The 14,346-nt window shown below is 71.2% G+C and carries 10 protein-coding genes and 2 pseudogenes; 4 read left to right on the plus strand and 8 right to left on the minus strand.

Translation table 11 applies throughout. The features are described 5' to 3' along the window. Window positions 1-32: 32 nt before the first annotated feature. The 4 genes and pseudogenes from ACIOWN_RS11585 to ACIOWN_RS11600 all read right to left on the minus strand — a co-directional run. Complete coding sequence (locus tag ACIOWN_RS11585) at window positions 33-1,451, minus strand: APC family permease (protein ID WP_362347895.1); 1,419 nt, start codon at window positions 1,449-1,451, stop codon at window positions 33-35. A 346-nt stretch (window positions 1,452-1,797) separates the two neighbouring features. Continuing rightward, window positions 1,798-3,300: a CoA-acylating methylmalonate-semialdehyde dehydrogenase gene (mmsA, locus tag ACIOWN_RS11590; protein ID WP_362347897.1), complete on the minus strand. Its 1,503-nt coding sequence runs from the start codon at window positions 3,298-3,300 to the stop codon at window positions 1,798-1,800. Window positions 3,301-3,314: 14 nt separating this feature from the next. Further along, a pseudogene (locus ACIOWN_RS11595) lies at window positions 3,315-3,506 on the minus strand (3D-(3,5/4)-trihydroxycyclohexane-1,2-dione acylhydrolase (decyclizing)); the annotation flags it as partial. Between the two features lie 47 nt (window positions 3,507-3,553). After that, window positions 3,554-3,691, minus strand: a pseudogene (locus ACIOWN_RS11600) (5-deoxy-glucuronate isomerase); the annotation flags it as partial. A 444-nt stretch (window positions 3,692-4,135) separates the two neighbouring features. Here ACIOWN_RS11600 and ACIOWN_RS11605 point away from each other — a divergent pair. Beyond that, window positions 4,136-4,336 carry an AlpA family transcriptional regulator gene (locus tag ACIOWN_RS11605; protein ID WP_100569385.1) on the plus strand — a complete coding sequence of 67 codons (201 nt, stop codon included), beginning with the start codon at window positions 4,136-4,138 and terminating at the stop codon, window positions 4,334-4,336. A gap of 61 nt (window positions 4,337-4,397) precedes the next feature. On the opposite strand, the gene ACIOWN_RS11610 is transcribed toward ACIOWN_RS11605, so the two are convergent. Beyond that, complete coding sequence (locus tag ACIOWN_RS11610) at window positions 4,398-5,441, minus strand: zinc-dependent alcohol dehydrogenase family protein (protein WP_401981770.1); 1,044 nt, start codon at window positions 5,439-5,441, stop codon at window positions 4,398-4,400. Between the two features lie 270 nt (window positions 5,442-5,711). Between ACIOWN_RS11610 and ACIOWN_RS11615 the strand changes: the two genes are divergently transcribed. Next, complete coding sequence (locus ACIOWN_RS11615) at window positions 5,712-5,951, plus strand: heavy-metal-associated domain-containing protein (protein WP_398142279.1); 240 nt, start codon at window positions 5,712-5,714, stop codon at window positions 5,949-5,951. A 45-nt stretch (window positions 5,952-5,996) separates the two neighbouring features. Continuing rightward, window positions 5,997-8,294 carry a heavy metal translocating P-type ATPase gene (locus tag ACIOWN_RS11620; RefSeq protein ID WP_401981773.1) on the plus strand — a complete coding sequence of 766 codons (2,298 nt, stop codon included), beginning with the start codon at window positions 5,997-5,999 and terminating at the stop codon, window positions 8,292-8,294. A 670-nt stretch (window positions 8,295-8,964) separates the two neighbouring features. On the opposite strand, the gene ACIOWN_RS11625 is transcribed toward ACIOWN_RS11620, so the two are convergent. From ACIOWN_RS11625 to ACIOWN_RS11635, 3 genes are all read right to left on the minus strand, one after another. After that, a complete protein-coding gene (locus ACIOWN_RS11625; RefSeq protein ID WP_326802515.1) occupies window positions 8,965-10,254 on the minus strand; it encodes a citrate synthase in 1,290 nt (429 codons plus the stop codon). A 253-nt stretch (window positions 10,255-10,507) separates the two neighbouring features. Continuing rightward, a complete protein-coding gene (locus tag ACIOWN_RS11630) occupies window positions 10,508-12,772 on the minus strand; it encodes an ATP-dependent RecD-like DNA helicase (protein WP_401981776.1) in 2,265 nt (754 codons plus the stop codon). 61 nt (window positions 12,773-12,833) lie between these two features. Next, complete coding sequence (locus ACIOWN_RS11635) at window positions 12,834-13,046, minus strand: DUF4287 domain-containing protein (RefSeq protein WP_362347905.1); 213 nt, start codon at window positions 13,044-13,046, stop codon at window positions 12,834-12,836. Window positions 13,047-13,244: 198 nt separating this feature from the next. On the opposite strand from ACIOWN_RS11635, the gene ACIOWN_RS11640 reads away from it, so the two are divergent. Continuing rightward, a complete protein-coding gene (locus ACIOWN_RS11640) occupies window positions 13,245-14,276 on the plus strand; it encodes a LacI family DNA-binding transcriptional regulator (protein WP_362347907.1) in 1,032 nt (343 codons plus the stop codon). The last annotated feature ends 70 nt before the right edge of the window (window positions 14,277-14,346 follow it).

The raw sequence follows: 14,346 nt of genomic DNA on the forward strand, positions 1-14,346 counted from the left end.
CGTCCGCGGTACGCGGCGGCGGCTCCGTCGTCCTACGGCCGGGCGTCCTCCGGGATGGACACCAGCCAGCGGGTGTCGCGGCGGGGGCGGAGGTAGAGGGCCCAGTAGAGGGTGGCGACGGCCATGATGCCGCCGGTCAGCAGCAGGTAGGTGATGTCCTGCCGGCTGAGGATGTAGGCCAGGAGTGCGATGAGCAGCACGGGCATGGCCGGCCACAGGGGCATGCGCCACGCGGGCGTGTGCTTGTGGGAGCCGCGGCGGGCCAGCAGCGCGCCGACCGCGACGAGCAGGTACATCCCGGTCACCGACACACCCGTGACGCCGTACAGGGTGTCCAGGTTGACGAAGCACAGCAGCGCGCCGGGCACGCCCACCGCGAGGGTGGCGACCCACGGGGAGCCGAAGCGGCCGAGCCTGGAGAAGGCCTTGTTGACCGGCTCCGGCCAGGCCTTGTCGCGGGCGGAGGCGAACAGCACGCGGGAGTTCTGGATGACCATGACGATGCCGGCGTTGATGATCGCCAGGGCCACGCAGAGGCTGACGAAGGTGCCGACCGCGGAGTTGGACCAGGCGATCACCATGGCGCTCAGGTTTCCGCTGGTCAGCTCCTTGATGTCGGAGGCGCCCATGGTGATGGCGACGACGGGCACGAGGATGATCACGGAGGAGATGGCCAGGGTGGCGAGCACCGTGCGGGCGACGTTGCGGCGCGGGTTCTCCAGTTCCTCGGAGAGGTAGACGGCCGTCGAGAAGCCCTGGGTGGCGAAGAGGGCGATGGCGAGCCCGGAGACGACGAGCATGGCCGTCACGGTGTCGGTGTGGCCGCCGGAGCCGGCCACCTGCATGGAGACCAGGCTGCCGACGCCCCGGTGGCTGTGCGCGAAGCCCAGCAGGGCGACCACACCGGCGGCGATGACCTCGAGGACCAGGAAGATGCCGGTGATCCAGGCGTTGGCTCGTAGGTCGAGGAGGCCGGCGAGGGTGGCCATCAGCATCACGCCGGCGCCGGTCAGGGCCGGGTCGAGGTGGACGACCGGCGCCAGGTAGTCCGCGGTGCCCATCGCGATCACCGGCGGGACGATCATGACGACGAGCAGGGACAGCACGAAGACCAGCCAGCCCGCCAGCCGCCCGGCCATGGTCGACACCATGGCGTACTCGCCGCCCGCGCTGGGGATGAGAGTGCCCAGCTCCGAGTAGCAGAAGGCCACGGCGATGCACAGCAGGGAGCCGATGGCGAGTGTCAGCGCGGTGGCGGTGCCGAGCGAGCCGAGGAGGTCGGGGACGACCACGAAGAGGGTGGAGGCGGGGGTCACGCACGAGAGGGTGAGGAGGGTGCCGCCGACGACACCGATGGAACGCTTGAGCTGGGCGGGGCTGTCCGTCGCCTGTGCGGGACCGCCGGCCACTTCCGGGGCGGTGTTCTCGACAGAGCGGAGCAGGTCGGTCATGCGGCGGTTCCGATCGACTTGTGCAACAGGTGGGGCCAGGGAGCCCGCTGTCGCCTCCGGCGGTTCGCGGCCGTTACGCACTCTCGTCCGCTCCCGGCCCGGGTATCGAACATCAACGAAAACCGCCGAGTCAATGGCTGTTAACCTACGGAATCCGTGGCAGTCCGACGATCTACAACTGATTCACGCGTCCAACGGTCCGACTGTTCGGGCCCGTACGGGCGTGCGGGAACCGCAGCGGACCCGCGAAAAAAGACGAGGCCGTCCGAATATCGGACGGCCTCGTCATCTCCTGCGGCGAGAGCGGGGGACGGCCGGGGATCCCGGCCGTCGGGCATCGCGCCGGTCAGTGGTTGCGCGGGAACCCGAGGTCCACGCCCGCGGGGGCCTCGGACGGGTCCGGCCAGCGGGTGGTGACGACCTTGCCGCGGGTGTAGAAGTGCGTGCCGTCGTTGCCGTAGATGTGGTGGTCGCCGAAGAGCGAGTCCTTCCAGCCGCCGAAGGAGTGGTAGCCCACCGGCACCGGGATCGGCACGTTGACACCGACCATGCCGGCCTCGATCTCCATCTGGAACCGGCGGGCCGCGCCGCCGTCCCGGGTGAAGATCGCCGTACCGTTGCCGAACGGCGAGGCGTTGATGAGCGCCACGCCCTCCTCGTAGGTGTCCACGCGCAGCACGCACAGCACCGGGCCGAAGATCTCGTCCTGGTAGGCCTTGGCGCTGGTGGGCACCTTGTCCAGCAGCGAGATGCCGACCCAGTGGCCGTCCTCGAATCCCTCGACCGTGTAGCCGGTGCCGTCCAGGACGACCTCGGAGCCCTCGCCGGCGGCGCCCTCCACGTACGAGGCCACCTTGTCGCGGTGCGCCTTGGTGATCAGCGGGCCCATCTCGGAGGACGGGTCGCTGCCGGGGCCGATCTTGATCTTCTCGGCGCGCTCGCGGATCTTCTCCACCAGCTCGTCGCCGATCGCGCCGACGGCGACGACGGCCGAGATGGCCATGCAGCGCTCGCCCGCCGAGCCGTACGCGGCCGAGACGGCGGCGTCGGCGGCCGCGTCCAGGTCGGCGTCCGGCAGCACCAGCATGTGGTTCTTGGCGCCGCCGAGGGCCTGCACGCGCTTGCCGTTCGCGGAGGCGGTGGTGTGGATGTAGCGGGCGATCGGGGTGGAGCCGACGAAGGAGACCGCCTTGACGTCCGGGTGCTCGAGGAGGCGGTCCACGGCCACCTTGTCGCCGTGGACCACGTTGAAGACGCCGTCGGGCAGCCCGGCCTCGGCCAGCAGCTCGGCGATCCTCAGGGAGGCCGACGGGTCCTTCTCGCTCGGCTTCAGCACGAAGGTGTTGCCGCACGCGATGGCGATGGGGAACATCCACATCGGGACCATCGCCGGGAAGTTGAACGGCGTGATGCCGGCGACCACGCCCAGCGGCTGCCGGATCGCGGCCACGTCGACGCGCGTGGCGACCTGGGTGGACAGCTCGCCCTTGAGCTGCACGTTGATGCCGCAGGCCAGGTCCACGATCTCCAGGCCGCGCGCGACCTCGCCGAGCGCGTCGGAGTGCACCTTGCCGTGCTCGGCGGTGATCAGCTCGGCGATCTCGTCGCGGTGGGCGTCCAGCAGCGCGCGGAACTTGAACAGGATCGTGGTCCGCTGGGCGAGCGAGGACTGCCCCCAGGTCAGGTACGCGTCCTTCGCGGCGGCGACCGCGGCGTCCACCTCCTCCACGGAGGCGAACGCGACCTTGGTGGTGACCTCGCCGGTCGCCGGGTCCGTGACCGGCCCGTACGTCCCCGAGGCGCCTTCGACGGTCTTCCCGCCGATCCAGTGGTTGACGATCTTCGTCATGCCCGGTTACTCCTTCACAGATGGCGGCGACGGGTCGAAACGTGCCGTGCGTACAGCTCATGTGGCGTGACCGGCGACGGGCGCGCCGCGGTCCCGGCCACAGGTACATCCCACCAGGCCTGCGCGGAAGGCGCGCCCGACACTGTGTCTGCGGTTTCCGTCTCCATGTAGACACATGTGGGAGTGTCCGCGGCGCGGGACGCGGCGGGGACGGCGCACTGATTCCGCGCTCGGGCGGAGCGCGGCCGGCCGCCGCCCCGCGGTGGGTTGTCGGGACCTCCGGCGCGGGGCCGTAGCGGGCGGGGAGTCGACGCTCGCACTTCGCTCCTGCCAGGGCGAAGCGGCATCCCGCGCCGGAGGCGTTCTGTGCCCGTGCGCCACGAGGCACGTGCGGGTCTGCGCCCAGCGTGCCCGTACCGCTCGGGTGAGGAAACTCTTGGTCCGCCGGGCCGCGGGCGCGCAGGCGGACACGGCCGCGCGGTGATCGGGTCGCACGCCATCGGCTGCCCTCGGCCTCCCTTCACTCCCCCGGTTCTAGTGCCGGGCACGGACCCCTGTCAATGGTTTGTCCGGACATACGGACGACAGGGTCGCGTCCGGCCGCGTAAACCCCGGGGCAGGTAAGTCGCCTGCTGCAGCTCTGTCACAAAAACCTCTGCCGTGTCACGCATGTCGCGAGTACGCGGATCCTCGGTCACACCCGGCCGACAGCCGCTTGCCGGTGCGCGGTCGGTCTCGTTCACCGACCACAGGCTTGGAGATCGCCAGCGCGGCGCCCGGCTCCCCCGACGGCCTCTCCGGCCGCCGCCGTGGTGCGCGCGGGGAGGTGCACGTCATGACCGACCGAAGGCTCTGGTCGTACAAGGAGATCGCGGCGCACATCCGGGTGCAGCCGGACACCGTGCGGTCCTACCGCAAGCACGGTCTGCTGCCGCCGCCCGACCATGTGGAGGGCGGCAGGCCCTACTGGTACGCCGACACGGTCCGCGCCTGGGTCGCCGCCCGGCCCGGCAACCGCGGACGCAGAGCCGACTGACCCGCGGCCGTCGCGCCGGCATGGCGGTGCCTCACGCGGGGTGGGGCACCGCCGTGCCGGCTCAGCTCCACGGTTCGATGACGGTGACCCCCGATCCCGGCGCCGTGCCCATCGCGGCGAGCGCGTCCGGGACGGCCGCCAGCGGGATGGCCGATGTCACCAGCAGGTCGGGGCGCAGCACTCCGGCCCGCACCAGCTCCAGCATCTCCGGATAGGCGTGCGCGGCCATGCCGTGGCTGCCCAGGAGTTCGAGTTCCAGGGCGATGGCGCGGGCCATGGGCACCGGGGTGGTGCCGGTGGTGGAGGGCAGCAGGCCGACCTGGACGTGGCGGCCCCGGCGGCGCAGGCCGTTCACCGAGGCGGCGCAGGTGGCGGGCGAGCCGAGCGCGTCGAGCGAGAGATGGGCGCCGCCGCCGGTCAGCTCGCGCACCCGCTCCGCCGTGTCCTCGACGGCGGACGCGTCGACGCAGTGGGCGGCGCCGAATTCCCGGGCCAGGTCCAGGGCCCGGGAAGACACGTCCACCGCGACCACCCTGGCCCCCGCGGCCGCCGCGATCATCACCGCGGACAGGCCCACGCCCCCGCAGCCGTGCACGGCGACCCAGTCGCCGGCGGCCGCCCGGCCCTGCTGGACGACCGCGCGGTACGCGGTGGCGAACCGGCAGCCGAGCGAGGCCGCCGTCGCGTAGGACAGGCCCTCGGGTACGGCGACCAGGTTCACGTCGGCGTGGTCGAGCGCCACGTACTGGGCGAAGGAGCCCCAGTGCGTGAAGCCCGGCTGGGTCTGCCGTTCGCACACCTGCTGGTCGCCGGCCGCGCAGGCGGGGCAGGTGCCGCAGGCGCAGACGAAGGGGACGGTCACCCGGTCCCCCGGCCGCCAGCGGGTCACCCGGGTGCCCACCTCCTCGACGGTCCCGGCGAGTTCGTGCCCGGGCACGTGCGGCAGCGTGATGTCGGGGTCGTGGCCCTGCCAGCCGTGCCAGTCGCTGCGGCACAGGCCGGTCGCCTCGACCCGCACCACGACCCCGTGCTCCGCGGGCCTCGGGTCGGCCACCTCGCGCACCTCGGCCGGCTCCCCGTACCGCTCGAACACCACAGCCCGCATCGCCGTCTCACTTTCCGCCCGGTATCTCCGCGGCCCACCGCCGCCGGCGAAACCGTAGTACGCGGGCACATCCCGGACGCGGGGGGCCTGCCTGGTCCCGCCTCCCGCCGACGCCGCGACCTCGCGTCACTCCGTTGCCGGTGACCGCGCGGCGACCCGGCCGCGATTCCTTGGAGGAATACCCCCTAGGGGTATAGTGTTGACGAGTGGAGGGCCCCGATGGCCTCCCCGCGACCCACATGCCCCACCCACCACGACGAGGAGAACGACATGACCGCCCAGACTGGCACTTCGGACACCGTCACGACCGTCTACAAGGTGAGCGGGATGAGCTGCGGACACTGCGAGGGCTCCGTGTCCGCCGAGATCTCCGAGCTGACCGGTGTCAGCTCGGTGAAGGCCGTCGCCTCCACCGGCGAGGTCACCGTCGTCTCCGCCTCCCCGCTGGACGAGGAGGCGGTGCGCGCCGCCGTCGACGAGGCCGGCTTCGAACTCGTCGGCCAGGTCTGACGAGGGCCGGTCCACCAAGCCCGTACGCCGTCTGGAGTACCGAGGATGAACACCCGGATGAACACCCACGCCGTCCCGCAGACGTCCACGGCCGACCGGCCGGGCACCGCCGAGGCCGAGCTGCTCATCGGGGGAATGACCTGCGCCTCCTGCGCCGCCCGCGTCGAGAAGAAGCTCAACCGCATGGACGGCGTCACCGCGACGGTCAACTACGCCACGGAGAAGGCCAGAATCTCCTACCCCGCCGGGGTGTCGGTCGCCGATCTGATCGCCACCGTGGTCCGGACCGGTTACACGGCCGAGGAGCCCGCGCCGCCGGCCCCCGGACCGACGGCGGACGCGGAGTCCCGGCCGGACGAGGAGCGGGAGCGGCGGGATCCCGAACTGGCCACCCTGCGCGGGCGCCTGGTGGTCTCCGCGCTCCTCGGCGTCCCCGTGGTGCTGCTCTCGATGATCCCGGCCCTCCAGTTCACGTACTGGCAGTGGCTCTCGCTGACCCTTGCCGCGCCGGTCGTCGTCTGGGGCGGGCTGCCGTTCCACCGGGCGGCCCTGGCCAACGCCCGGCACGGCACGGCCACCATGGACACGCTCGTCTCGATCGGCACCCTGGCCGCGTTCGGCTGGTCACTGTGGGCGCTGTTCCTGGGTGACGCGGGCATGCCCGGCATGCGCCACGAGTTCCGCCTCACCGTCTCCCGGATGGACGCGGCCTCCACGATCTACCTGGAGGTCGCCGCCGGGGTCGTCGCGTTCATCCTGCTCGGCCGCTATCTGGAGGCCCGCTCCAAGCGGCGGGCGGGCGCCGCGCTGCGGGCGCTGCTCGAACTGGGCGCGAAGGACGTCTCCGTCCTGCGCGACGGCAGGGAGACACGGATCCCGGTGGCCGCGCTGGCGGTCGGCGACCGGTTCGTCGTACGGCCCGGCGAGAAGGTCGCCACCGACGGCACGGTCGTCGAGGGCGTCTCGGCGGTCGACGCCTCCATGCTCACCGGCGAGTCGGTGCCCGTGGACGTCGGCCCCGGCGACACGGTCACCGGGGCCACGGTCAACGAGGGCGGCCGGCTGGTCGTCGAGGCCACCAGGGTCGGCGCGGACACCCAGCTCGCGCGGATGGCGCGGCTCGTCGAGGACGCGCAGAGCGGCAAGGCCGAGGTGCAGCGGCTCGCGGACCGCATATCGGCGGTCTTCGTACCGGTCGTCCTGCTCATCGCCGTGGGCACCCTGCTCGCCTGGCTGCTCGCCACCGGCGAGGTGACCGCCGCGTTCACCGCCGCCGTCGCGGTACTGATCATCGCCTGCCCGTGCGCCCTCGGCCTGGCCACGCCGACCGCACTGATGGTCGGCACCGGCCGGGGCGCCCAGCTCGGCATCCTCATCAAGGGCCCCGAGGTGCTGGAGTCCACCCGCCGGGTGGACACCGTCGTCCTGGACAAGACCGGAACGGTCACCACGGGCCGGATGACCCTCCAGGAGGTGTACGCCACCGAGGGCACCGACGAGAAGCGGCTGCTGCGCCTCGCGGGCGCGCTGGAGCACGCCTCCGAGCACCCGATCGCGCGGGCCGTCGCCGCCGGCGCCGAGGAACGGGTCGGACCGCTGCCCCCGGTCGAGCACTTCGAGAACGTCCCCGGTCGTGGAGTACGCGGGCGCGTGGAGGGCCACGACGTGGCCGTGGGACGGCTCGTGGAACTCGACGACGAGCTGCCCGAGGAGGTGGCCCGCGCCCGGCGCGAGGCGGAGCGCGAGGGCCGTACGGCGGTCGTCGTCGGCTGGGACGGGCAGGCCCGCGGTGTCCTCGCCGTCGCGGACGCCGTCAAGGACACCAGCGCGCAGGCGGTGGCACGGTTGCGCGCGCTGGGGCTGCGCCCGGTCCTGCTGACCGGCGACAACCGCGCCGTCGCCGAGGCCGTGGCACGGGCCGTCGGCATCGATCCGCAGGACGTGGTCGCCGAGGTGCTGCCCGCGGAGAAGGCCGAGGCCGTCCGGCGGCTGCGGGCCGAGGGGCGGACGGTGGCGATGGTCGGCGACGGGGTCAACGACGCCGCCGCGCTCGCCACCGCGGACCTCGGCCTGGCCATGGGCACCGGTACCGACGCCGCCATCGAGGCCGGCGATCTGACCCTGGTGCGCGGGGACCTGCTGGTGGCCGCGGACGCCATCCGGCTGTCCCGGCGGACGCTGGCCACCATCAAGGGCAACCTCGTGTGGGCCTTCGGCTACAACGTGGCCGCGCTGCCGCTGGCCGCCGCCGGACTGCTCAACCCGATGATCGCGGGAGCGGCGATGGCGTTCTCGTCGGTGTTCGTGGTGACGAACAGTCTCAGGCTGCGCACGTTCCGCTGAATGAAAAGCATTCGAGACCGAAGTAAGAGTCCCCCTAGAGTCCAACGCGCGCCTCACATAAGCTCTTCACAAGCCTCGCGCATCATCCTTACGCTTGGGTTCCGGTCGCCATACTTGGGCTCTTGCGTACCTAACGGACATATGCAAGAGACGCAGATCACAGTGATGTGAACGTAACCATCGAAGGGGTTCGAAGGTCTAAGTTGGCGATGTCGGGCCAGCGTCTTGGGGGGCGCTGACCGACATCTGGGGATGTCTTGGGGGACTTCCTCAGAGGTGCGTTGCCGGGGCACGTACACCGGGGAGCTTTGAGCGGCCCTCCCGCGCGTGCGCGTCCCGGCAGACCGCACAGCACCAGGTGCGACGAGTTCTGCTCGTTGTGCTCACAGCGATTCAGGCGCTGGTCCTTGAACGCCCGGCCGGATCCCGTGGGGGGAATCCGCACCGGGACATGGGAAGGCGCCCTGGCCGTCGGCCCGTGGGGGGACCGGCACGCCGGGGCGCCTTCCGCTTCTTCCGTGACTCGTCACCTCCGGGCCCGTTCGTACATCAGTACGTCTGAGAGGTCCGCCCGAGAGGTCCGTCCGCACAGCACGAGGCCCCGTATCCGCGCACTGCGCGCGGATACGGGGCCGGTGATGCTACGGGGCCGGTGGCGCCGCCGGGAGGCTCAGCGCTCCTCGACCGGGAGGAAGTCGCGCTCGACCACGCCCGTGTAGATCTGGCGCGGGCGGCCGATGCGGGAGCCCGGCTCCTTGATCATCTCGTGCCACTGGGCGATCCAGCCCGGCAGCCGGCCGAGGGCGAACAGGACCGTGAACATCTCGGTCGGGAAGCCCATGGCCCGGTAGATCAGACCGGTGTAGAAGTCGACGTTCGGGTAGAGCTTGCGCTCGACGAAGTAGTCGTCGGACAGCGCGTGCTCCTCCAGCTTCAGGGCGATGTCGAGGAGCTCGTCCTCCTTGCCCAGCGCGGAGAGCACATCGTGCGCGGCGGCCTTGATGATCTTGGCGCGCGGGTCGAAGTTCTTGTAGACCCGGTGGCCGAAGCCCATCAGGCGGACGCCGTCCTCCTTGTTCTTCACCTTGCGGATGAAGGTGTCGACGTCGTTGCCCGAGTCGCGGATGCCTTCGAGCATCTCCAGGACGGACTGGTTGGCGCCGCCGTGCAGCGGCCCCCACAGGGCGCTGATGCCGGCCGAGATCGAGGCGAACATGTTGGCCTGCGAGGAGCCGACCAGGCGGACCGTGGAGGTCGAGCAGTTCTGCTCGTGGTCGGCGTGCAGGATCAGCAGCTTGTCGAGCGCGGAGACCACGACCGGGTCCAGGTCGAACTCCTGCGCGGGCACGGAGAAGGTCATGCGCAGGAAGTTCTCGACGTAACCGAGGTCGTTGCGCGGGTAGACGAACGGGTGGCCGATCGACTTCTTGTACGCGTACGCCGCGATCGTCGGGAGCTTGGCGAGCAGCCGGATGGTGGAGAGGTTGCGCTGCTTCTCGTCGAACGGGTTGTGGCTGTCCTGGTAGAAGGTCGACAGCGCCGAGACGACCGACGACAGCATCGCCATCGGGTGGGCGTCGCGCGGAAAGCCCGTGTAGAAGTTCTTGACGTCCTCGTGCAGCAGGGTGTGCTGCGTGATCTCGTTCTTGAAAGAGGAGAGCTCGTCGACGGTCGGCAGCTCACCGTTGATCAGCAGGTAGGCCACCTCCAGGAAGGTGGAGCGCTCGGCCAGCTGCTCGATCGGGTAGCCGCGGTACCGGAGGATGCCCTGCTCACCGTCGAGATAGGTGACGGCGGATTTGTACGCGGCCGTGTTGCCGTATCCGCTGTCCAAGGTCACGAGACCGGTCTGGGCGCGCAGCTTCCCGATGTCGAAGCCCTTGTCGCCGACGGTGCTGTCGACCACCGGGTAGGTGTACTCGCCGCCGTCGTACCGCAGAACTACAGAGTTGTCGCTCACGTCTTCCCTCACCGACGTAGTGCCTCATCTTCGAGGTGCCCTGACTGTCTCTACCATCCCCCATTTGGCTCAGGAGAGTGCACTCGGGGTCGACCATTGGGCCCATTGGCGGCACTCAGTGCCGCCAACCTGTCCATCCTGCCCCTTCACTCCGGCCACGGGAAGTGCTGTGTGACCTTTACGACTCATCTGATCGATCATTTTTTGTGACGGGGCGTCAGGTACTGGGATCCGGCCCTCCGGGCGGCGATTTTCAGCCGCCGGCGAGACGGAAGTCCAGCGCCGTGCAGCGCCGCCCCGCCGACACCGTGCGCACCGCCTGGCCGATCGCCCTGCGCGACCCGACGAGCACGACCAGCTTCTTGGCCCGGGTCACCGCCGTGTAGAGCAGGTTGCGCTGGAGCATCATCCAGGCGCCGGTGGTGACCGGGATCACGACGGCCGGATACTCGCTGCCCTGCGAGCGGTGGATGGTCACCGCGTACGCGTGCGCGAGTTCGTCCAGTTCGTCGAACTCGTACGGCACCTCCTCGTCCTCGTCCGTCAGCACCGTCAGACGCTGGTCGACCGGGTCGAGCGAGGTGACGACGCCCACGGTGCCGTTGAAGACACCGTTCTTCCCCTTCTCGTAATTGTTGCGAATCTGGGTGACCTTGTCCCCGACGCGGAAGACCCGGCCGCCGAACCGCTTCTCCGGCAGGTCGGGGCGGCCCGGGGTGACCGCCTGCTGGAGCAGTCCGTTCAGCGTGCCGGCGCCCGCCGGGCCGCGGTGCATGGGGGCGAGCACCTGCACGTCCCGGCGCGGGTCGAGCCCGAACCTGGCCGGGATCCGGCGCGCCGCCACGTCCACGGTGAGCCGGCCGGCCTCCTCGGTGTCGTCCTCGACGAAGAGGAAGAAGTCCTTCATGCCGTCGGTCAGCGGATGCTGCCCGGCGTTGATCCGGTGCGCGTTGGTCACCACCCCGGACTGCTGGGCCTGGCGGAAGACGCGCGTGAGGCGGACGGCGGGCACCGGGCCGCCGTCCGCCAGCAGGTCGCGCAGCACCTCGCCGGCGCCCACGCTGGGGAGCTGGTCCACGTCCCCGACGAACAGCAGGTGCGCACCCGGGGGCACGGCCTTGACCAGCTTGTTGGCCAGCAGCAGGTCCAGCATGGACGCCTCGTCCACGACCACCAGGTCGGCGTCCAGCGGGCGGTCCCGGTCATAGGCCGCGTCCCCGCCGGGCTTGAGCTCCAGCAGGCGGTGCACGGTGGAGGCCTCGGCGCCGGTGAGCTCCGACAGGCGCTTGGCGGCCCGGCCGGTGGGCGCGGCGAGCACCACCTTGGCCTTCTTGGCCCGCGCCAGCTCCACGATCGAGCGCACCGTGAAGGACTTGCCGCAGCCGGGGCCGCCGGTCAGCACGGCCACCTTCTCGGTCAGCGCCAGCCTGACCGCCGCCTCCTGCTCGGGGGCGAGGTCGGCCCCCGTACGGCCCTTCAGCCAGGTCAGCGCCTTGTCCCAGGCCACGTCCCGGAAGGCGGGCATCCGGTCGGCGTCGGCGCGCAGCAGGCGCAGCACCTGGGCGGACAGGGACAGCTCGGCGCGGTGGAAGGGCACGAGGTAGATCGCCGTCACCGCCTCGCCGCCGTCCGGGCCCGGCACCTTCTCCCGAACGACACCGGGGTCGGCGTCGTCCTCGGGTGGCTCGGCGAGTTGTGCGAGGCACTCGATGACGAGCCCGGTGTCCACCTGGAGGAGCTTGACCGCGTCCGTGATCAGCCGCTCCTCGGGCAGGAAGCAGTGGCCCTGGTCGGTGGACTGCGACAGCGCGTACTGCAGGCCGGCCTTGACCCGCTCCGGGCTGTCGTGCGGGATGCCGACGGACTGCGCGATCCTGTCGGCGGTCAGGAAGCCGATGCCCCAGACGTCGGCGGCCAGCCGGTACGGCTGGTTCTTCACCACCGAGATCGACGCGTCGCCGTACTTCTTGTAGATGCGCACCGCGATCGAGGTGGAGACCTCGACGGTCTGGAGGAAGAGCATGACCTCCTTGATCGCCTTCTGCTCCTCCCAGGCGTCGGCGATCTTCCTGGTCCGCTTGGGGCCGAGTCCCGGCACCTCGATCAGGCGCTTCGGCTCCTCCTCGATGATCTGCAGGGTGTCCACGCCGAAGTGCTGGGTGATGCGGTCGGCGAAGACCGGTCCGATGCCCTTGACCAGGCCGGATCCGAGATAGCGGCGGATGCCCTGGACGGTGGCCGGGAGCACGGTGGTGTAGTTGTCCACCTGGAACTGCTTGCCGTACTGCGGGTGGGAGCCCCAGCGGCCCTCCATGCGCAGCGACTCGCCGACCTGGGCGCCGAGCAGCGCGCCGACGACGGTCAGGAGGTCGGCGGCGCCCCGGCCGGTGTCGACGCGGGCCACCGTGTAGCCGTTCTCCTCGTTGGCGTACGTGATCCGCTCGAGCACGCCCTCCAGCACGGCCGGACGCCGCTCCCCGGCACCGGACTGCCCGCTCCGACTCGCCTCCGTGGTCATGACCCGACGGTACCGCCGGGCGGTGACAGCGCCGCCGGGTGAGCCGGGGCGGCCGGCCGCCTCACCCGGCCTTGCCCTCGGCCAGGGTGTGGGCCACCAGGGCGTTGGCGTGGCCGTGCCCCAGGCCGTGCTCGGCCTTGAGCCAGTTGACGAGTTCCATGTGCTTGGTCAGCGGCGAGGAGCGGATGAGGTCCTTCCATTCGGCGATCGGACGGCCGAACTTCTTCTCGATGGAGGGGAAGTAGCTGGCGGGGCCCTTGGCGGCGGCGGACATGGTGGGTGCCTTTCTGCGGCGGACGTGTGTCGTATGTGATGACTGGCGCCGAAGTACTTACTCATCGCTCGTACGGGGGGCGGATTTGGCGCCGCACACTCCCCGGACGGCAACGATCCGGCTACTAGCCTTGCCTCGGCGGATGTAATCGTTTCCAATACCGTGGTGTAATCGATTCCACGAGGAGGTGGAACGGCGATGGCGAGCATCAAGGACGTCGCCGCCGCGGCGGGCGTGTCCGTCGCCACGGTCTCGCGCGTCCTGAACGAGCACCCGTCGGTCAGCGCCGGCGCACGCGCACGCGTGCTGGCCGCCGTCGAGGCACTGGGCTACCGCCCGAACGCCGTCGCCCGGTCCCTGCGCACCCACCGGACCCGCACCCTGGGCCTGGTCATCAGCGATGTGCTGAACCCTTACTTCACCGCGCTGGCCCGCTCCGTCGAGGAGGAGGCCCGCGCCCTCGGCTACAGCGTGATCATCGGCAACGCCGACGAGCGGCCCGCCCTCCAGGACCACCATGTACGGACGCTGCTCGACCGCCGTATTGACGGCCTCCTGGTCTCCCCCACCGACGGCGGCTCCCCGCTGATGCTGGACGCCGCGCGCGCGGGCACGCCGATGGTGTTCGTGGACCGCTGGATCGAGGGCGTGGACGTACCCGTGGTCCGCTCGGACGGGCGGGCGGCCGTCCGGGATCTCGTCGCGCACCTTCACGGGCTCGGCCACCGGCGGCTCGCGATCATCGCGGGGCCCGCGGCCACCACCACCGGCCGTGAGCGCGTCGAGGCGTTCCGCGAGGCGCTGGCCGCCCACGGCCTCCCGCTCCCGGACGCGTACATCGGCCAGGGCGACTTCAAGGCCGGCAGCGGCCGGCGGGTCACCGAGGGCTTCCTCGGGCTGCCCGGGCCTCCCGAGGCCGTGTTCGCCGCCGACAACCTGATGGCGCTGGGCGCACTGGACGCGATCCGCGCGCGCGGGATGCGGGTGCCGGACGACATCGCGCTGGCCGCGTTCGACGACATCCCGTGGTTCCCGCACACCGACCCGCCGATCACCGCGATCGCGCAGCCCACCGGCGAGCTGGGGCGGGCCGCCGTTCGCGCCCTGGTCGACCGCATGGCGGGACGGCCCGCGCGGTCCGTGACCCTGCCCGCCCGGCTGGTCGTACGCCGCTCCTGCGGCGAGCCGGAGGGCGACGCGGTGACGGGCGACCCGGTGACGGCGAACTGACCCCCCGGCGCCCCCCATGGCCGGTTTCCGTCGGTCGACCGGCGGGCCCCCTCGTGAATCACCCCCGTAA

The sequence above is a fragment of the Streptomyces sp. NPDC087787 genome, assembly GCF_044743035.1.
Lineage (GTDB): Bacteria > Actinomycetota > Actinomycetes > Streptomycetales > Streptomycetaceae > Streptomyces.